We start from the raw sequence: 18743 nt of genomic DNA on the forward strand, positions 1-18743 counted from the left end.
GCAGCCATGCTCTACGACATCAGGCTTCATCTGAGCTACGACTACGATGCCGCGGCCGGCGGCGGCCGCCATCAGGTGCGCGTGCTGCCGCCGACCATATCAGGTGTGCAGCGGGTGGTTGCCGCGTCCCTGTCCTTTGCGCCGGCGCCCAGCGAACGCGCGGACTTTTGCGACTTCTTCGGTAACAACGTCACCTCGATCGCTGTTCGCGATGCCCATGATGCTTTGGACATAAGGATGAGCGCGCGCGTGTCCGTGTCGCGCCCGGAGCCCGGGCTCGACGTGTCGCCCGGCATAGACCGGCTGAAGGAGGAACTCGGCGCGGTGCGGTCGCTGGCGCCCGATGCGCCGCATCACTTTCTCGCCGCCAGCGACCATGCTGGCATCGATGCGGCGATCACAGCATACGCGCAAGCGAGCGTCCTGGGCTCGACCGCCGGCACGGTCATGGACCTGTGCAACCGTATTCATCGCGATTTCACCTATGACGGCAAGGCGACCACGGTCCAGACCCGCGCCAGCGATGCCTTCGGCCTGAAGCGGGGCGTCTGCCAGGATTTCTCGCATATCATGATCGCCGGCCTGCGTGGCCTCGGCATTCCGGCCGGCTATGTCAGCGGCTTCCTGCGCACCATTCCGCCTAAGGGCAAACCCCGGCTGGAAGGCGCCGACGCCATGCATGCCTGGGTGAAGGCATGGTGCGGCCGCGATGCCGGCTGGCAGGAATTCGATCCGACCAATGGCATGCGGGCGAGCAACGACCACATCACTGTCGGTTACGGCCGCGACTATTCCGACGTGGCGCCGATCGTCGGCGTGCTGAAGACCACGGGCGGACAGGTCGGCGAGCAAGCGGTCGACGTCATTCCGGTCGCCCTCGAGAAAGTCTGACCGGATCCCAGGCTCAGGCTGTTCGTAAATCTCCGGGCGAGCAAAGACTGCTTCTCAAACGCCGATGCTGCCGTTATCTTGGGCACAGGGGTTGGGGCCGCCGGACGCATGCGCCGGCGCGGAGTTTTACCATTGAAAGCGGTCAGCGTCATCATTCCGGCACATAATGCGGCGGCCACGATAGCCGGCACGCTGGCGTCGCTTCGTTCAGAGGCGGCGGTCATCGGCGAAGTGCTGCTGGTCGACGATGCGTCCTCGGACGGCACTGCTGCGGTGGCTGAGGACGCCGCCGCGCGGCTGGCCTTGCCGCTGCGCGTGATTGCGTCGAGTTGCCGGGACGCCGGTGGTGCCCGCAACCTGGCCCTGGCGCAGACGGACTGCCCGTGGATTTACATGATCGATGCCGATGATCTGCATCTGGAAGGCGGCCTGAGATCGCTGCTTTCGCGAAGCGAGGCGCAACCGAGAGCCGAGATGGTGGTCGGCGCCTTTCGCCGGCGCACCAAGGGCGAGCATCACCAGTTCAAATTGCCGTACGGCTATACGGCCACCGGCATCGCCAACGCCTCGGCCTATCTGGAAGGTCAGGTTCGCTCGATCGCGGTCGGCAGCGCGCTGGTGTCCCGGCGCGCGGTCGGCGAGACGCGGTTCCCGACCGCGCTCGCCTATGACGAGGACACGCTGTTCTGGGCGCGGCTGATGTGCCGGGCCCCGCTTGCCGTCATTACACAGCCAGTCATGACCTACTTCGTCTCGGCGGAGCGCTCCGACGACCGTTTCACGATCAAACCGGCACAACGCTTCCTCGCCTGGCGCCACGCCTTGCGTCAGCTCACCGACTGCGGCATCGCCAAGTCGACGCTGAAAACAAGGGAAGGCCTGGTCGCGCTCAAGATCGCCCGCGTCCACTATGCGCGCGGCGACTTTGCCACGGCAGCGCGGTTCCTTGCCGTAGCCAAGGCCGCACCCAAGGTCCCCTCGGACATATGGCGCTGCATGCGCTACCAGTTCAAGCTCGCGGTGCGGCGCCGTTTCTCCATTTCGCACGTCCTGCTGCAAAGTGCCTGATTCACACCGGCCGAAGCTTGCCGTGGTCGTCATTGGCTACCGCGCGCCGGCTCAAATAGTCGATGCGGTGACATCTCTGCTTGATCAGAACACGCCGCTCGAGATCGTTGTGGTCAACTCAGGTGGCGGGGAAGTGCTGGCACTGTTGGCTGGCGCGGGGATCAAGGTGCCGGTGATCGAGGTCAGTCGAAGGCTGTTTGTTGGTGCGGCCCGCAATGTCGGCATTGCGGCGACACAGGCGCCCTTCGTTGCTTTTCTTGCCGACGACTGCCTCGCCTGTCCCGGCTGGGCGGAGGCACGGATAGAGCGGCATCTGGCCGGCGACCGCATGGTGGCGAGCGCCATCGTGAACAGCCATCCGCGCAATCTGATTGCCTGTGCGGCTCATCTGATCATGTACATGCGGCGGCTTCCCGGTTTGCCGGCGGATCGTGCGCTGCGATACGGCGTGTCGTTCGATCGCCGGCTGTTCGATGAATACGGCTTGTTCGATGAAACGATGCGAGCCGGCGAAGATACCAACTTTCTTGAGAGGCTGGCGCGGGCACCTCTGCCGGTTTGGGAGCCGCGTGTGCAAACGGTGCATCGCAACGAAACAAGCCTGATGCGACTGTTTGCCGATCAATACAGGCGTGGATATCGACGCGGTGACTACCTTGTCGCATCCAGCCCAAAGACGCCGTTCCGATTTTTTCGCGACACGTTTCACGACCGGCATAATGTCCGCAAGCTGGCGAAAATCGGGCTTTCCGGACGGGATCGAACCTTCGCGATGATGTCGCTGCCAATTGTCTGGCTGGCGCTGCTGGTCAAATCCGTGGGCGTTTATGCCGGCGCGCGCGACGGTGCGAAAGCGGGCAAGCGACCGCAATGATAACATCCCACATAAAACCCCAACGTCCGCGACGGAAATTGTTCCCTCAGCAGAGAGTTGTCGCAGTGTTCAGCTATCGCTTTGACGCGCATCTGGTTCCCGATCTGATCGCCAATCTTGATCCGATCGTCGATGGCTGGATTGCCTATGACGATCGCAGGGCGACGGAGGCTTTCAGCAGCGAGCCGCTTCGGCGGCACGCCCTGCTCGCGGCAGCGCGCGGCGCTGCGGCCGATTGGATTTTGGCTGTCGATCCCGACGAGCGGCTGGAACGCGGCGCGGCGGAGCGGATCGCAAAATTGACGAGCGTCTACAGGCGAATTGCCTGGGGGTTCAGACTCCGTGAAATGTATTCGCCGATCGACTACCGCGTTGATGGGCTATGGGGCGAAAAAATTCAGTACCGCCTGTTCAAAGCCTACGACCCGGCAAACTGCCAGTTCAAGGATTTTCATGATCTCTGGTATCCTTCCAGTGTTGGTTTCAAAGCCAGGGATAGTGGGCTCAACCTCTATCATCTGAAAATGATCGAGCCCAAGCGTCGGATCGCCCGCCGTGATCTTTATGACCACCTCGATCCGGGGCATTTGCTTCAGGACGTGGGCTACGACTACCTCGCCGACGAGGCGGGGGCGGTCTTTGAACGCATTTCGCCCGGGCGCGAGTACCATCCACCTCATGTCGACGATGGCGGCCTGTGGATGGCCGACATTGCAGCCGGGATGCACGGCCGGCAAACCTGATCGGTCAATCCCGAAAACATTCCCTGACGACGGAACCTGCCGTCGATCCGTTGCTTATCTACGCGGAATTCCCGCGGAGAGGACATGCTGGACAAATCGGGGTCGTCACACGAGCAATCGGCCGGCAGGAAGGTTGCACCAGGCAATGGAGCGCCGACGAACGGCGCACAGGTTTCCGCCAACCAGGCGTCGCTGACCTATGTTTCCGACAGCGAAGCCGGCATTCGCCGCCTCAGGGCAGGCAAGGGTTTCTCCTACAAGGGCCCGAACGACCGCACGGTGGGCGAGAGCACCATCGCGCGCATCAAGGCGCTTGCCATACCGCCGGCCTGGACCGATGTGTGGATCTCGCCCGATCCGGACGGCCACATCCAGGCGACCGGCCGCGACCAGCGCGGGCGCAAGCAGTATCGCTACCATCCACTATGGGCCGAGGAGCGCGACGGGGCCAAATATTCGAGCCTGGTCGCCTTTGCCGAAAGCCTGCCCGAACTGCGCCGCCGGATCGATGCCGATCTGCGCCGCCATGGCCTGCCGGCGGAACGCGTCGTCGCGGCGGTGGTCTGGCTGCTCGACAACACCATGATCCGCGTCGGCAACGCCGCCTATGCGCGCGACAACAAGAGTTTCGGACTGACCACGCTGCGCGACCGCCATGTCGACATCAAGGGCACCAGCCTGCGCTTTGCCTTCAAGGGCAAATCCGGCAAGGAATGGAAATTGAAACTGGTCGATCGCCGGATCGCCAGGATCGTGCGCGGCGCACAGGACCTGCCGGGGCAGAAGCTGTTCCAGTATCTCGACGAGGACGGCAACAGGCATCCCGTGCGTTCCGACGACGTCAATCGCTACATCCGCGATGCAGCCGGCGCGGATTTCAGCTCCAAGCACTTCCGCACCTGGGGCGGCACGATCCATGCCGCCTCGCTGTTTGCGCAGACGGAGGTTCCCGAAAGCCAGGCGCAAATCAAGCGGACGACGAATGCTGTCATCGACAAGGTCGCGGAGCGGCTGGGCAATACGCGCGCCATCTGCCGCAAATGCTACATCCATCCGACGGTCTTCGAGGCCTGGTCGCAAGGGCGGCTGCTCGCTGAAATGGCGCAAGCGAACAAACGCAAACGGGCGATACCGGGGCTCGATGACGAGGAGACGCTGATCCTGCGATGGCTGAAGATGCAGGAGAGCTAACGCGGGCGGGCGAGTTCCTTGCTGGTTCCCGGTGCGCCATCGCAGGTCGAATTTTTTTATCGACCTTATGTCGGGAACGGTCCTACTGTCTCGTCCTTTGACAGAGAAAAGGACCGATCATGCTCTACGCTATCCTCTGCTATGCTTCCGAAGACGTCGTTTGCTCCTGGAGCAAGGAGCAGGATGATGAGGTCATGGCCAATCTCCTCAACGTCCAGGAAAAATACGCCACGGCCGGCCGACTTGGCCCGGTGGCGCGGCTTTTGCCGACAACCGCCGCGACAACGCTGCGCAAGGTCAAGGGCGAATCCGTCGTCATCGACGGCCCGTTTGCCGAAACCAAGGAACAGTTCCTCGGCTTCTACACGCTCGAATGCGCCGATCTCGACGAGGCCGTGGAGTTCGCCCGCGAACTCTCCGAGGTCAACCCCAGCGGCGGCTCCTACGAAATAAGGCCGGTTTCGGTCTTCAACCCGAGCACGGCTGCCGCATGACCGAGCTTGCCTGGATCAGCAACGCGATCAGCACCGCCCGTCCGCAGGCGATGGGTGCGCTGCTGCGCTACTTCCGCGACCTCGATGCCGCGGAAGAGGCTTTCCAGGACGCATGCCTGCGGGCGCTGAAGAACTGGCCGAAAAACGGCCCGCCGCGCGATCCCGCCGCCTGGCTGATCTTCGTCGGCCGCAACAGCGGCATCGATGCGGTGCGCAAGCGCTCCAAGCAGGCGCCGCTGCCCGAGGAGGACCAGATCTCCGACCTCGAGGACGCCGAAAGCGATATCGCCGAGCGGCTGGACGGCGCGCATTATCGCGACGACATTTTGCGGCTCTTGTTCATCTGCTGCCACCCGGATCTACCGGCGACGCAGCAGATCGCGGTCGCGTTGCGGATCGTCTCCGGCATCACCGTCAAGCAGATCGCGCGTGCCTTCCTGGTCGGCGAAAGCGCCATGGAGCAGCGCATCACCCGCGCCAAGGCGCGTATTGCCGACGCCGGCGTGCCGTTCGAGACGCCGGGCGCGGTCGAGCGCTCGGAGCGGCTCGCGGCTGTCGCCGCCATGGTCTACCTGATCTTCAACGAAGGCTATTCGACCAACAGCGGCGAGGCGCCGGCGCGCGCTCCGCTGTGCGAGGAGGCGATCCGGCTGGCGCGGCTGCTGCTCAGGCTGTTCCAGACCGAGCCGGAGATCATGGGATTGACGGCGCTGCTTTTGCTCCAGCATGCGCGGGCGCCGGCTCGCTTCGACGAAAACGGCGAGATCGTGCTGCTCGAGGACCAGGACCGCAGCCTGTGGAGCCGCAAGATGATCGACGAGGGCCTGGCGCTGGTCGACAAGGCGCTGCGCCATCAAAAGCCCGGCCCCTATCAGGTGCAGGCGGCGATCGCCGCGCTGCATGCGCGGGCGGAGAAGCCCGAGGATACCGACTGGACCGAGATCGACCTGCTCTACAGCCTGCTCGAGCAGATGCAGCCGTCGCCGGTGGTAACGCTGAACCGCGCAGTCGCGGTGGCCAAGGTGCGCGGACCGGAGGCAGCCCTTGCCATGATCGAGCCGCTCGAGCAGAGGCTGTCCGGCTATTTCCACTTCTTCGGCCTCAAGGGCGGCCTGCTGATGCAGCTTGGCCGCGGCGAGGAGGCGCGTGTCGCCTTCGACCGTGCGATTGCGCTTGCCAACACCGCAGCGGAAGCCGCCCATATCCGCATGCATATCGACCGGCTGATGAAGGAAGGCGCGGCGAAGGCCGCCGCAAAGACAGCGCGCTGAAGTCATTTCCCGTCTGGCTCAATCGTGTGGTCCGGGCTTAGACCATGCCGGGGTGGCGGTTTTTCCCTGAAACGAGTAGTGCCACGCCATGACAGCGCCCGATGGCACGATGGTGCGTGGCGCAAGGCTTTGACCTCCGTCCTGTAAGCGACGAAATCTGAAAGGGACAAAAATGACGATAGCCAAGGAAACGGCCGAGCTGCTGGCGAAACTGGGCGTCGCCAAGGAGGCGCTTGTCGGCGGCGATCTCATCGTGCGCAGCCCGGTGACGGGCGAGCAGATCGCGGCGTTGAAGACGATCTCGCCGGCCGACGCGGCAAAGACCATCGATGCCGCGCACAAGGCCTTCCAGACGTGGCGGCTGGTGCCGGGTCCGAAACGCGGCGAACTGGTGCGGCTGCTCGGCGAGGAATTGCGCGCCCACAAGGCCGAGCTTGGCCGGCTGGTATCGATCGAGGTTGGCAAGATCCCGTCCGAGGGCCTCGGCGAAGTACAGGAGATGATCGACATCTGCGATTTCGCCGTCGGTCTTTCCCGGCAATTGTACGGCCTGACCATCGCCACCGAGCGTCCTGGTCACCGGATGATGGAGACCTGGCATCCGCTCGGCGTCGTCGGCGTCATCTCGGCCTTCAACTTCCCGGTGGCGGTGTGGTCGTGGAATGCAGCACTTGCACTGGTCTGCGGCGATGCCGTGGTGTGGAAGCCGTCGGAAAAGACACCGCTGACCGCGCTTGCCTGCGAAGCGATCTTCAAGCATGCGGTCAAGCGTTTCGGCGCGGATGCGCCGCAGGGCCTGGCACCGGTGCTGATCGGCGACCGCGCCGTCGGCGAGATCCTGGTCGACCATCCCAAGGTGCCGCTGGTGTCGGCCACCGGCTCGACCCGCATGGGCCGAGATGTCGGTCCGCGGCTGGCCAAGCGCTTCGCCCGCGCCGTGCTGGAACTCGGCGGCAACAATGCCGGCATCGTCTGCCCGACCGCCGACCTCGACATGGCGCTGCGCGCCATAGCCTTCGGCGCCATGGGCACGGCCGGCCAGCGCTGCACGACGCTGCGGCGCCTGTTCGTGCATGACAGCGTCTACGACGCCCTGCTGCCGCGCCTGAAGAAAGCCTATCAGAGCGTTTCGGTCGGCAATCCGCTGGAGACCTCGTCGCTGGTCGGCCCGCTGATCGACAAGGCAGCGTTCGAGGCAATGCAGAAGGCGCTGAAGGAAGCCACCGCGCATGGCGGCAAGGTGACCGGCGGCACGCGCGTCGAGAACGGCCACCCCGATGCCTATTACGTGCACCCGGCGCTGGTCGAGATGCCCAAGCAGGTCTCGCCGGTGACGGAAGAGACCTTCGCGCCGATCCTCTATGTGATGAAATATTCAGACTTCGACGCCGTGCTCGACGAGCACAATGCGGTCGGCGCCGGACTGTCGTCCTCGATCTTTACGCGCGACCTGCAGGAGTCCGAGCGCTTCCTCGGCGTCGACGGTTCGGATTGCGGCATCGCCAACGTCAACATCGGCACATCGGGCGCAGAGATCGGCGGCGCCTTCGGCGGCGAGAAGGAAACCGGCGGCGGCCGCGAGAGCGGTTCGGACGCCTGGAAGGCCTATATGCGCCGCGCCACCAACACGGTGAACTATTCCAAGGCGCTGCCGCTGGCGCAGGGCGTGTCGTTCGACATCGACTAGACTAAGACTAAGGACGTCGTCGCTGCTTCGGCGGCCTCAACCACCAACAGAAAACCGACAACGCCCCTAAGGTTTTGTCGGTTTTTGCGCTTAGCGGGCTGCTTCGAAGGCCTTGCCAGTCGCCAGATCGAACAGGCGCAGCGAGTCTTCGTCGAAGGTGAAGGCGCATGGTTCGCCCTTGGCAACGCGGGCGCGTGGTGGCAGGCAAGCCGTCAGCCGTTGGTTGCCGATGCGCGCGGTTGTGACCAACTCCGGGCCGGTGAGTTCGACCACGTCGATCTCGACCGGCAATGAAAACTCCGGGCTCGTTCCGGTCGCCAGGCGAAGCGCCTCGGGCCTGATCCCGACAACGACCGGAGCGCCGTTCGGCGCCGCGTTCCTGAAGCGAGCCGGCAGCGTCAGCCGCACGTCCGAGCCGGCAATGGCAAGATGTCCATTCTCGACGGTTGCCTGCAGCATGTTCATCGACGGGGCGCCGACGAAGCCCGCGACGTAGAGCGTCGCCGGGTAATTGTAGATCTCCTCGGGCGTTCCGAGTTGCTCGATCCGGCCGTCGCGCATGACTGCGATCCGCGTTGCCAGCGTCATCGCCTCGATCTGGTCGTGGGTGACATAGACGACGGTGGTCTGCAGCATCTGGTGCAGGCGCTTCAACTCGGTGCGCATCTCCAGGCGCAGCTTCGCGTCGAGATTGGAGAGCGGTTCGTCGAACAGGAAGACCTGCGGCTTGCGCACCAGCGCCCTGCCGATGGCGACGCGCTGGCGCTGGCCGCCGGAGAGCTGGCCGGGCTTGCGGTCGAGCAGGGGTTCGATCTGCAGCAGTTTCGCCGCGTCGTGCACTGCCTTGTCGCGCTCGGCGGCGGGCACCTTGCGCATCTCCAGCCCGAAACCGATGTTGCGGTGAACGGTGAGGTTCGGATAGAGCGCGTAGGATTGGAAGACCATGGCGATGTCGCGGTTCTTCGGGTGGACGCCGAGCACCGAGCGTCCGCCGATCAGCACCTCGCCGCTGGTCGCTTCGGCGAGCCCGGCGATGATGTTGAGCAGTGTCGACTTCCCGCAGCCGGACGAACCGAGCAGCACCAGGAATTCGCCGCTCTCCAGCGCGATGTCGATGCCTTTCAGCGTTTCGACGGCGCCGTAATTCTTGCGGATGTCGCGGATTTCAAGCGCGCTCATGGCTGCCGTCCTCGAATTGCAGGGCCCCGCCATAGTTGCGGGGCAAAGTGGAGATGGCGCGGGACGCCACCTGTGTCGCGAAGGAGAGGCACGCGGCCAGCGGCTGGTCGCGCGCCAGTGCCGCCAGGAAGGCGGCGTTGAAGACGTCGCCGGCGCCGATCGTGTCGACGACCTTGACGTCAGGCGCCAGCGCTTCGACGAGGGTGCCATCCGGCCCGACGGCAAGGGCGCCTTGCGGTCCGCGCTTGACCACGGCAACGGCGCCTTTCTTCATGCCGAACCTGATCTCGCGCGCGGCATCGACGGGGTCTTGCAATGCGGCGAGGGTCAGCGTCTCGACCTCGTTGAACAGCGCCAGCTCACAGCGCGACAGCCAGGCACGCACAGCCGCGCAGTTCGCCGGCGTCCAGCCTTCCATCGGCCAGCCGGTGTCGAGCGCGACGGCGATGCCATGCCTGTCCGCCCAGTCGAAGAACGCGTCATAGTCGCCGGTGAGATCGTCGGTGAGGAAGGAGCCGCAGAGCAGCGCGCAGCCGCCGGACAGCCGGTTGCCGTCGAGACCGGAGACGACGTCGGCGAGGCTTAGGCGCGGCAAGTGCCCGCGTGTGGTGAAGAAGGTGCGCTCGCCGTCGGGATGGGTCATGCCGACGGACAGTGTCGTGCCTTCGGGGCGCACCGGCCATTTTTCGGCGCGGTGGCCGAAGGCTTCGCGCAGCCAGCGGCCGAACTGGTCGTCGCCGACATTGGCGGCGATGTCGAAATCGACGCCCAGCGCCTGCCAGGCGAGTGCCGTGTTTCCCGCCTGTCCGCCGACGCGCAATTCGTCATGGTCGACGACGGTCTCGGTCCCCGCCTTTGGCCACGGTGCGACCGGGCCGACGATCAGGTCGACATTGACGTTGCCGATCACTGCAAGCGGCCGCATTCATTCGCTCCTGGTGATCTTGGTGGAGCGGACCGGCGTGCCGGCATCGTCGACGCGGGCGTCGGCAAAGGCGATCATCAGGCGCTGCGCCACCGGCAGCATGGCCAGGATCGCCGCCAGCCCCGAAGCCGGCTTGAAGGCGAGCGTCACTGCTCCGGCGACCGGCACCTGTCCGGAGGAATCGAAAATGATCAGCGGTGCGCCGGCCTCGACCACGGAGACGGCCATGGCGGTCACCAGTTCCGCCGTCTGGTCGTCGCCGCGAAACAGAATGACGCCGGTGCGCTGGCCAAGCATCTCCATCGGTCCGTGGCGAAGCTGGCCGCCTTCGAGGGAAAAGCACGGCAGCCGCGACAATTCGGTGAGCCCGAGGGACAGAGCCTCGGCAAGACCCTGCAGGCGGCGGCCGGAGGTGACGATGGTTCCTACCCCGCTTAGGGCGGCAAGCGCGTGGTCGATATCGACGGTTTCAGGGGCTTCCAGCGCCGCAAGGGCGGCGGCCGGATCGTCGCCGAGCGCCGACAGGATGGCCAGGTGCAAGGCGAAACTGACGGTGAGGCTACGGGTCGCGGCGAACGCAAGCTCGGTGCCGCCGGCGCCGATCAGGCTTGGCGCGGTTCGGGCAAGGAAGGAGGCACTTTCCAACGTCAGGCCGAAAGCGTCAGCGCCGTCGCCTTTTTCCGCGAACCATCTGACGACTTCGGCGCTTTCGCCAGACTGCGAGGTGACGAGCACGGTCTTGCCGGCAAGCGGCAGCGGCTGTCCCAACTGCTCGGAGAGAGGCACAGCGAGGGCGTCGATGCCATGCGCCCGGTAGAGCGGTTCGACGGCGCGCCCGACCGCATGCGAGCCGCCCATGCCGAGCAGGAGCAAGCGGCCGCTCCGCCGGATCGCGGCCGCGACCTTTGCCGCGACAGTCGCGTTCTGCCGGAATGAGGCGATGGCGTCCGCATGCTGGCGCGCCATTTCGCGGTCGATCGCGAGAAGGCCAGCCGGGCGGGGTTTTCCTGCAGTCATCATCATCCTTTCACGCCGCCGCTGGTGAGGCCGGAAATCAGCGCCCGCTGCATGACCAGGCCGATCAGCACCGGCGGCAGAGCGGCAAGCACCCCGGCGGTGGCGATCAGCCCGTAGTCGGAGACGCGGCCGCCGGCGAGATCGGCGATGGCGACCGTCAGCGTCTTGGCACGCTGGTCCGAGGTGAAGAGCAATGCATAGAAGAACTCGTCCCAGGCAAGCAGCACCGCAAACAGCGCTGATGTCGCGACCACGGGTGCTGCCAGTGGCAGAGTGATGATGCGCAGCGTCTGGAACAGGCCGGCGCCATCGATCATCGCCGCCGCCTCGATCTCGCGCGGGATGGCGTCGAAACCCGATTTCATCAGCCAGGTGGTGAAGGGTGCCAGGATGGTCAGGTAGACCACCGCCAGGCCAAAGACATTGTTGAGCAGGCCGAGATAGGAAAGGCCCATATAGAGCGGCACGGCGAGCGCCACCGGCGGCAGCATGTAGGTGGCGATCACCATCGACAGCGACCAGCCGATCGACGGCGTGCGCGAGACCGCCCAGCCGGCGGGGATGGCGAGCAGCAGCGCCGCCACCGTTGCCATGCCAGCGATCTCGAGGCTGTTGCGCAGCGATGCGGTGAAGGCCGCGCCGGCGCTGTTCTCAGCCGTGGACAGCAATTGCTCGTAGCGGGAGAAGTCGGCGCTCTGTGGCCACCAGCGCAGCGGCTTGGCGGCGAGGTCGGCGGCTGGCGAGATGCTCATGACGAAGAGCCACGCAATCGGTGCCAGGATGACGACGGCAAGCAGGACCGCGCAGACATAGATGAAGACGGTGAAGGCGGGGCTCTTGCGTTCCATCAGGTGGCACTCCCGGCGGTCTTCTTCACCAGCGCGGCATAAGCGAGCGCCAGCACGGTGACCAGTAAGGTGACTATCAGCGCCAGCGAGGCGCCGGAACCGGCACGCTGGAAGGAGAAGGCCTCCTGGTAGACGAGGATCGACAGCGTGCGCGTGCTGTTGGCCGGGCCACCGCGGGTCATCACCCAGATGATGTCGAAGACCTTGAAGGCCTCGATGGTGCGCAGCACCAGCGCCACCATCAGCGGTCCGGCGAGATAGGGCAGGATGACGAAACGAAAACGCGCGAACGGCCCGGCGCCGTCGACCAGCGAGGCGGCGGTGATGTCGCGCGGAACGGCCTGCAGTGCGGCGAGCGCGATCAGCGCGACGAGCGGAAAGTTCTTCCAGCAGTCGGCGATGATCAGCGCCGCCAGTGCCGTGCCCGGTTCGCCGAGCCAGGAGCGGTAGGCATCGATGAGGTGCAACTGCCTGAGCGCTGCGTTCAGCGCGCCATATTCGGGATTGTAGATCAGCCGCCAGAGCGTGGCGTTGACCACGGTCGGCAGCGCCCAAGGCAGGATCATCAGCGCCCGCAGGAAGGTGCGGCCGCGAAATTCCTGGTTCAGCAACAGGGCTGCCAGAACGCCGATCACCATTTCGATGGCGACGGAGGCGACGGCAAACCAGGTCGTGGTGACCAGCGTGCGCGAAAAGTTCGAGCTGGACAGCATCTTGGTGTAGTTGTCGATGCCGACGAAATTACCTGCCGTGCCGACGAGTTTGGCGTCGGTGAAGGAAAGCCCGACGGTATCGACAAGCGGCCAGCCGATGACGGCGACCATGACCACGAGAAGCGGCAGCATCAGCAGCCACGCACGGGTCGTCATCCAGGTGCCCGACATCCGAGGCGCCTCTCCCAGGTCATCACTGTTTCAGAAATAGCACGGGCGGCACGAGGCCGCCCGTCTGGCAAAGGCCGGCTTAAAGACCGCTGTTTTCGGCAGCCGTCTTCAAGGCATCTTCCGGCGTAGCCGATCCGAGCAGCGCTTCCTGGATCGCCTGCTGCAGGGCGGTCGACATCTCCTGGTATTTCGGCGTCGTCGGGCGCGGATACATGGCGGCAAGCCCGACCTTCGCCGTGGCGATCAGTTCTTCCTGGCCCTTTGTCACGGCCGGGTCATCGTAGGACGACGCCCAGATCGGCAGGCTGAGCTTGGCGTACTGGTTCTGCGTCGCCTGCGAGGTCATGAACTCGATGTACTTCCAGGCTTCGTCCGGATGCTTGGAGACCGCGGTGACACCAAGACCCATCGAGCCGTTGACGGCCGAGACTTCGCTCTTGCCGGCAATGCCCGGCGCCGGCACGACGCCGACCTTGCCCGCGACCTTGCTGTCCTTCGGGTTGTTGGCCATGTTGTACATATAGGTCCAGTTGAGCGCGAAGGCGGCATCGCCGTTCTCGAACACCTTGCGGACGTCCTCTTCGAGGAATTCCTTGGAATTCGGATTGGTGACGCCCGACTTGTAGCTGGCGACCATGTACTTCAGCGCGTCGAGCCCGCCGCCATTCTGGAAGTCGGGCTTGCCGTCCTTGAGGAAATCGCCGCCATAGGCGCTGACCAGCATGGCGTAGTCGCAGATCACGGCTTCGGCCTGCGACCAGCTCCAGGCGATCGGCGTCGCCAGCAGGCCCTTGTCCTTGATGATCTTGGCCTGTTCGCTCAGCTCGTCCCAGGTCTTGGGCGGGCTCTTGATGCCGGCCTTCTCGAGGATTTCCTTGTTGTAGAACAGGTACTTGGTGTCGAGGATCCAAGGCATGCCATAGTATTTGCCTTCGTATTCGACGGTGGTCCAGGCGCCGGGCAGCACGCCCTTCTTCATGTCGTCGGTGATCTTCGACGAGACGTCGACCAGCACTTTGTTGGTGGCATATTCGGCCGGCCAGATGACGTCGAACAGGACGACGTCGTAGCCGCCGCCCGAGCCTTGGGCGAGCACGGTCTTGTCGTGCAGGCCCTCATAGGGGACGAATTCGAGATTGACCTTGATGTCGGGGTTGGCCTTGGCGAAGGCATCCGTCATGGCGCGGACGTCGGCCTCGCTGTAGGCGGCCTGCGCCATGAAAAGCGCGTTCAGCGTTGTTTCGGCCAAAGCGTGGGGAACCAGCAACCCTCCAGCGAAGACCGCGCCCAGAAGCGTCTTACCGATCGATTTCAGCATTTGTCATCTCCCATTTCCGGCGTTGGCGAGTCGGCGTTGCATCGCCTTCCCGAATTGATGTCGCGGTGACCTGGGCTTGCTCGAGCGATCGGAGGCGATAGGCAGGGAGCCTTGGCCGTCTTCTTATGGAGCGCTCAGCTTCGCTATTAAGTCAATCCGCTTGACTTAATTAGTCGATCAATCCTTTAATGGTGTCAAGAGGGAAACGCCGGTGAACGAAAACAGCTCGATCCGCGCCAAAAGCGGCACCAACCAGGAAGGCACGAGTGCGCATAACCGCCGCGTCATGATCGAGGCGCTGCGGCTCAACGGCGCGCTGTCCAGAGCCGACCTGGCGCGGGCGACGCAGCTGACCAAGCAGGCGGTTTCGAACATCATCGAGGATCTCGAGCGCGACGGGCTGGTCGTCGCCCTCGATACGGTGCGCAAGGGCAGAGGGCAGCCCTCGACCCCCTACAGGCTGGTTCCGGAAGGTGCCTTCGCTATCGGGCTGCAGATCGACCGGCATCTGACACGGGCGGTCGTCGTCGATCTGGTCGGCAGCGTGCTGTCGCGGGCAGAGGCGAACCTGCCGCTCGACGAACCGTCGGAAGGCGTCAAGGTCATCCTCAGCCTCATCGACGGTGTCCGGCGCGAACTGGCCGGTATTTCCAGCCAGTCCGAAAGACGGCTGGTCGGTCTCGGCGTTGCCATGCCCGGTCCGTTCGGACTGAAGAATTCCGACGACAAATGGATGATGCCAGCCTGGCAGAAATTCCCGCTGCTGGAGACACTTGCGGCAGGCACGGGATTGAACGTCGGATTGCAGAACGACGCCGCGGCCTGTGCGACGGCGGAGCGCATCGTCGGCGCCGCGCATGGCGTCGACCACGCGGTCTGCCTCTATGTCGGCTACGGCATCGCCGCAGGTCTGATTCTGAATGGCGAACTCTACACCGGCGGTAACGGCAACGCCGGCGAGATCGGCAGGGCGCTGCTGTCGCCGGCCGGCCCGGGCTCGACGCCGCTCGAACATCGCGCCTCGCTCGCCTCGCTCTACCAGCATCTCGGGCTGGATGCCGCCGACGAACATCTCTATGAGCGGACGGACGCTCTCGCCCTGGCCGAGGATCCCAAGGTCATGGCCTGGATCGAGGGTGCCGCGCATGATCTGCGCTGGAGCGTGCATCTGATCGAAACAATCTTCGATCCGCAGACCGTCATCCTGACCAGCGGCGCGCCGGAGACGCTGGCTCGCCGTCTGCTGGAGGCGATGCAGCCGCTGCTGCCGTCGATCGCCGACCGGCCCGGACGGGCATTGCCGCGCCTGCAACTCGGTATCACCGATCCCTGGTCGATCGCGCTGGGTGCGGCTGCCGAGCCGATCAGCCGCGCCTTCGATCCGCGCTTCTCGGCGATCCTGAAGACCAGATCCAGCGGCTTATGAGGCCGGTCAGCCGTCGGCTATCTTCTGTTTGAGCATGATCTTGTCCGAAAACCGGTTCCCACTTTTCGGGATCATGCTCTATGCCGGAACACACGCCGCGAAGGCAGCATCGATGATGGCGAGCTTGACGGCCTGAGCGGTCATGTATTCGCGGTAGAAGTCGTTCGACACCCACATCACCGAATTGCCGCGCTGGCCGAGCCAGCCGACGCTGCCGAGCTCCTCGGCGTCGCGCAATTTGCGCCCGAGATGGGTGCGCGAGAGCTTCAGCCACCTGGCGAAGTCGCCGATCGAAACGACGCCAGTCGGGATATGGTCCAGGCCGGCCTGATCGGGGTCGACGCCCGAGATCAACCAGTCCATGACGACGCCGCCATTGTTCAGCCAGGTGAACAGCGAAAAGGTGTGCCTCGGTTCGCGCACCGGGTTGGAGGAAAGCAGACCGTCCGCCACCAGCGGCTGCAATGCCGCCAGCATGTCCGGCCGTTCGAGCAAGGTGGCCACCCGGTTTGCCCCATCGAGACTGTCAAGTGTTTGCAGGTGGGCAAGCATCCACCCCGTCACCGCCTCCAGGGTGAACTGCGTTGGTTGCAGGGGCCGAATGCGCCCGTCCTCGCTTGCCGGCACCAGCTCGATGAAATTGTAATGCAGCATCTCCTTGACGAAGGCGTCGGCGGTGTTGCGGCTGGCCACCTGATGCTGGCGGATCACGTCGATGAAACGGGCGGTCGTCAGCTCCTTGCGGTAGTCGCGCGGATCGCGCCTGAAGTGCAAGGCGAGCCCGATATGTGCCATCAGCCAGCGCTGCTGGGTGGCAAAGACGGAAGCAAGACGCGGTTTCGCCTCGTAAGCCTGGAGCAATGCCAGCGCCTGCGCCCGGACACAGCGGTGCAATGCCGGATGACCGGAAATTTCCTCAGCGTTCAGCGCCATCCCCCCAGATCCCGCTCGCGTCCCGCGACGATCAAAAGCCGATAGCAGTTTCCCCTTGCCGCCGCCAGATTGCGGACCGGCGATGCCGAAGACATGATCAGGCGTGCTTGGGAAAGCCGCTGCGCGTGGCGCTCAGCGATCGCCCGCTGGTGGAAAACAAGCTTCGAAGGCTGCATCGACAATGGCGAGCTTGGCCGCCTGGACTGCCATGTATTCCTGGTAGAACCCCTTCGAGACCCACATCAGCGAACGTCCGCGCTGGCCGGCCCAACCGATGCTGCCGAGCTCCTCGGCATCGTGCAGTTTGCGGGCGAGGTGGGTGCGCGAAAGCTTCAGCCATCTGGCGAACTCGCCGATCGAAACCACACTGGTCGGTATCTGGTCGAACCCGGCATTCTCGGGATCGATGCCGGACATCAGCCAGTCCATGACGATGCCGCCATTGTTGAGCCAGATGAACAGGGAAAAGGTCTGCTTGGGCTCGCGCACCGGCACCGAAGCCAGCAGGCCGTCCGCCACCAGCGGCTGCAATTTGGCGAGCTGTTCGGGGTGCTCGAGGAAGGTGGACAAGCGGCTGCCGCCGTCAAGGCTGTCCAGGGTCCGCAGATGCGCGAGGACCCAGCCGGTGAATGTCTTAACCGTGGCCGCCGTCGGCTGCAGCGGATGAGCCCGCCCGTCCTCGCTCGTCGAAAGGTATTCGGCGATCTTGTAGTGCAGCATTTCCTTGAGGAAGGCTTCGGCGGTATTGCGGCTGGCGACCGAATCCCGGCGTATGGCCTCGATGAAACGTGCCGTCGTCAGCGCGGTATGGCGGTCGCGCGGATCGCGCCTGAAATGCAGGGCAAGGCCGACATGGCCCATCAGCCAGCGCTGCTGGGTGGCGAACACGGCGGCGAGCCGCGGGCTCGTCTCAAAGATCTCTATCAGCGCCCGCGACTGTGCCTGAACAGCGCGGTGCAACGCCGGATGGCCGGCAATATCTTCGGCTTTCAGCGCCATCCTCCAAGTGCTCCGATTCAGCCCCCCGAACCGTGACACACACATCACATTTTCAGCCTTAACCGTCTGTGTCCAGCGCCCCGAGCCGGGCAAAATGTCCAAACCAATTGCGGCCGGGCCGGATCGTTGCCTGCTAATTCTTTGCGGTTGTTTGGAAAACCCCAGCCTTGGCTTTCGGCGAGCGCCTTTGCACAGACCACCAGCACGCCGGGGGCAGCGGCGGGTGTCAGAACTCGAGCGCTTGCCGCAGCGCGGGACCGCTCCTGACGCGGAGGTCCAGATCGGCCTCGATATGGTCGATGTGGTGCAGCATCAGCGCACTGGCGCGTTCGGCATTGCCGGCCTCCAGCGCCTCGAGGATCTGCACATGTTCGTTGTGGCCGCAGCTCGAGATGCCGGAGCGGCCGTAGAGCGCGATCACCAGTGAGGAGCGCGCGACCAGTTCCTCCATGAAGCGCTGCAGGATGACGTTGCCGGCCACCGATGCCAGCAGCAGATGGAAATCGCCCGATGCCTTGATTTCCGATCGCCTTGCTGTTGGTCCGCGTTCGGCAATGAAGCGGCCCTCTTCCTCGAGCTGGGTCTTGAAGGCGGCGACGTCAGCCGATGTCATGCGGCCGGCGGCGGCGATGGCGATGCCGGGTTCGATGAGCCGGCGCGAGGCAAAGACCTGGCGGGCTTCTTCCGGCGAAGGGTTTGCGACGAAGGCGCCGCGATTGCGCTCGGTCCGCACCAGGCCTTCGAAGGAGAGCATCTGAAGGGCTGCGCGGGCAACCGTGCGGCTGACGTCGAACAGGGTGCCAACCTCGCCCTCCGACAGTTTGGTTCCGGGCGCCAGCCGTCGGTCGACGATGGCGTCGCGCAGCTGGTCGCGGATCGCCTGGGCGCGATCCTCGTTGGCGCCGTCGATAGCAGGGAATGTCTGGTCGGCTATGTTCATGGCGGCAAGGTTCCAAAACCCTTCTAGCCTGAATCGGGTCATCTGGACGAGAGCC

The 18743-nt window shown here is 64.6% G+C and carries 18 protein-coding genes; 9 read left to right on the top strand and 9 right to left on the bottom strand.

All coding sequences use genetic code 11. The features are described 5' to 3' along the window. Positions 1-6: 6 nt before the first annotated feature. The 8 genes from D3227_RS15370 (at position 7) to amaB (ending at position 8219) form a co-directional block, all read left to right on the top strand. Positions 7-891: a transglutaminase family protein gene (locus tag D3227_RS15370; RefSeq protein ID WP_120014939.1), complete on the top strand. Its 885-nt coding sequence runs from the start codon at positions 7-9 to the stop codon at positions 889-891. Positions 892-1023: 132 nt separating this feature from the next. Then, positions 1024-1959 carry a glycosyltransferase family 2 protein gene (locus D3227_RS15375; RefSeq protein WP_120014940.1) on the top strand — a complete coding sequence of 312 codons (936 nt, stop codon included), beginning with the start codon at positions 1024-1026 and terminating at the stop codon, positions 1957-1959. A gap of 22 nt (positions 1960-1981) precedes the next feature. Further along, the gene (locus D3227_RS43745) at positions 1982-2833 is read left to right on the top strand and encodes a glycosyltransferase family 2 protein (protein WP_167480706.1); all 852 of its coding nucleotides are present in this window, start codon (positions 1982-1984) and stop codon (positions 2831-2833) included. 65 nt (positions 2834-2898) lie between these two features. Beyond that, positions 2899-3576 (top strand): hypothetical protein, encoded by a 678-nt coding sequence (locus D3227_RS15385; protein WP_120014942.1) that lies wholly within the window; start codon positions 2899-2901, stop codon positions 3574-3576. Positions 3577-3660: 84 nt separating this feature from the next. Next, positions 3661-4767 carry a DNA topoisomerase IB gene (locus tag D3227_RS15390; protein WP_120014943.1) on the top strand — a complete coding sequence of 369 codons (1107 nt, stop codon included), beginning with the start codon at positions 3661-3663 and terminating at the stop codon, positions 4765-4767. A gap of 119 nt (positions 4768-4886) precedes the next feature. Then, positions 4887-5261 (top strand): YciI family protein, encoded by a 375-nt coding sequence (locus tag D3227_RS15395; RefSeq protein WP_120014944.1) that lies wholly within the window; start codon positions 4887-4889, stop codon positions 5259-5261. Beyond that, positions 5258-6532 carry an RNA polymerase sigma factor gene (locus tag D3227_RS15400; RefSeq protein ID WP_120014945.1) on the top strand — a complete coding sequence of 425 codons (1275 nt, stop codon included), beginning with the start codon at positions 5258-5260 and terminating at the stop codon, positions 6530-6532. The genes D3227_RS15395 and D3227_RS15400 overlap by 4 nt, the downstream gene beginning before the upstream one ends. A 172-nt stretch (positions 6533-6704) precedes the next feature. Then, complete coding sequence (gene amaB / locus D3227_RS15405; protein ID WP_120014946.1) at positions 6705-8219, top strand: L-piperidine-6-carboxylate dehydrogenase; 1515 nt, start codon at positions 6705-6707, stop codon at positions 8217-8219. Between the two features lie 90 nt (positions 8220-8309). Here the strand turns inward: amaB and D3227_RS15410 are convergent, their stop codons facing one another. From D3227_RS15410 to D3227_RS15435, 6 genes are all read right to left on the bottom strand, one after another. Beyond that, positions 8310-9398, bottom strand: coding sequence for an ABC transporter ATP-binding protein (locus tag D3227_RS15410; protein ID WP_120014947.1), 1089 nt, complete (start codon positions 9396-9398; stop codon positions 8310-8312). After that, positions 9385-10323 carry a PfkB family carbohydrate kinase gene (locus D3227_RS15415; protein WP_120014948.1) on the bottom strand — a complete coding sequence of 313 codons (939 nt, stop codon included), beginning with the start codon at positions 10321-10323 and terminating at the stop codon, positions 9385-9387. Before D3227_RS15415 ends, D3227_RS15410 begins: the two co-directional genes overlap by 14 nt. After that, on the bottom strand, positions 10324-11340 hold the full coding sequence (locus D3227_RS15420) for an SIS domain-containing protein (RefSeq protein ID WP_120014983.1): 1017 nt from the start codon (positions 11338-11340) through the stop codon (positions 10324-10326). A gap of 2 nt (positions 11341-11342) precedes the next feature. Further along, on the bottom strand, positions 11343-12188 hold the full coding sequence (locus D3227_RS15425) for a carbohydrate ABC transporter permease (protein ID WP_120014949.1): 846 nt from the start codon (positions 12186-12188) through the stop codon (positions 11343-11345). Further along, positions 12188-13072 carry a carbohydrate ABC transporter permease gene (locus tag D3227_RS15430; RefSeq protein ID WP_120014950.1) on the bottom strand — a complete coding sequence of 295 codons (885 nt, stop codon included), beginning with the start codon at positions 13070-13072 and terminating at the stop codon, positions 12188-12190. The genes D3227_RS15425 and D3227_RS15430 overlap by 1 nt, the downstream gene beginning before the upstream one ends. 79 nt (positions 13073-13151) lie before the next feature. Further along, the gene (locus D3227_RS15435) at positions 13152-14390 is read right to left on the bottom strand and encodes an extracellular solute-binding protein (RefSeq protein WP_120014951.1); all 1239 of its coding nucleotides are present in this window, start codon (positions 14388-14390) and stop codon (positions 13152-13154) included. 211 nt (positions 14391-14601) lie between these two features. On the opposite strand from D3227_RS15435, the gene D3227_RS15440 reads away from it, so the two are divergent. Continuing rightward, complete coding sequence (locus D3227_RS15440) at positions 14602-15816, top strand: ROK family transcriptional regulator (RefSeq protein ID WP_120014952.1); 1215 nt, start codon at positions 14602-14604, stop codon at positions 15814-15816. Positions 15817-15894: 78 nt separating this feature from the next. On the opposite strand, the gene D3227_RS15445 is transcribed toward D3227_RS15440, so the two are convergent. The 3 genes from D3227_RS15445 to D3227_RS15455 all read right to left on the bottom strand — a co-directional run bounded on the left by D3227_RS15445 (position 15895) and on the right by D3227_RS15455 (position 18688). After that, the gene (locus tag D3227_RS15445) at positions 15895-16749 is read right to left on the bottom strand and encodes a hypothetical protein (RefSeq protein ID WP_120014953.1); all 855 of its coding nucleotides are present in this window, start codon (positions 16747-16749) and stop codon (positions 15895-15897) included. Positions 16750-16881: 132 nt separating this feature from the next. After that, positions 16882-17748: a hypothetical protein gene (locus D3227_RS15450; protein ID WP_167480708.1), complete on the bottom strand. Its 867-nt coding sequence runs from the start codon at positions 17746-17748 to the stop codon at positions 16882-16884. 226 nt (positions 17749-17974) lie between these two features. Then, entirely contained in the window at positions 17975-18688 is a 714-nt protein-coding gene (locus D3227_RS15455) for a GntR family transcriptional regulator (protein ID WP_120014954.1), read from the bottom strand. Positions 18689-18743: the final 55 nt, after the last annotated feature.

This window comes from Mesorhizobium waimense (genome assembly GCF_003601975.1).
Lineage (GTDB): Bacteria > Pseudomonadota > Alphaproteobacteria > Rhizobiales > Rhizobiaceae > Mesorhizobium > Mesorhizobium waimense.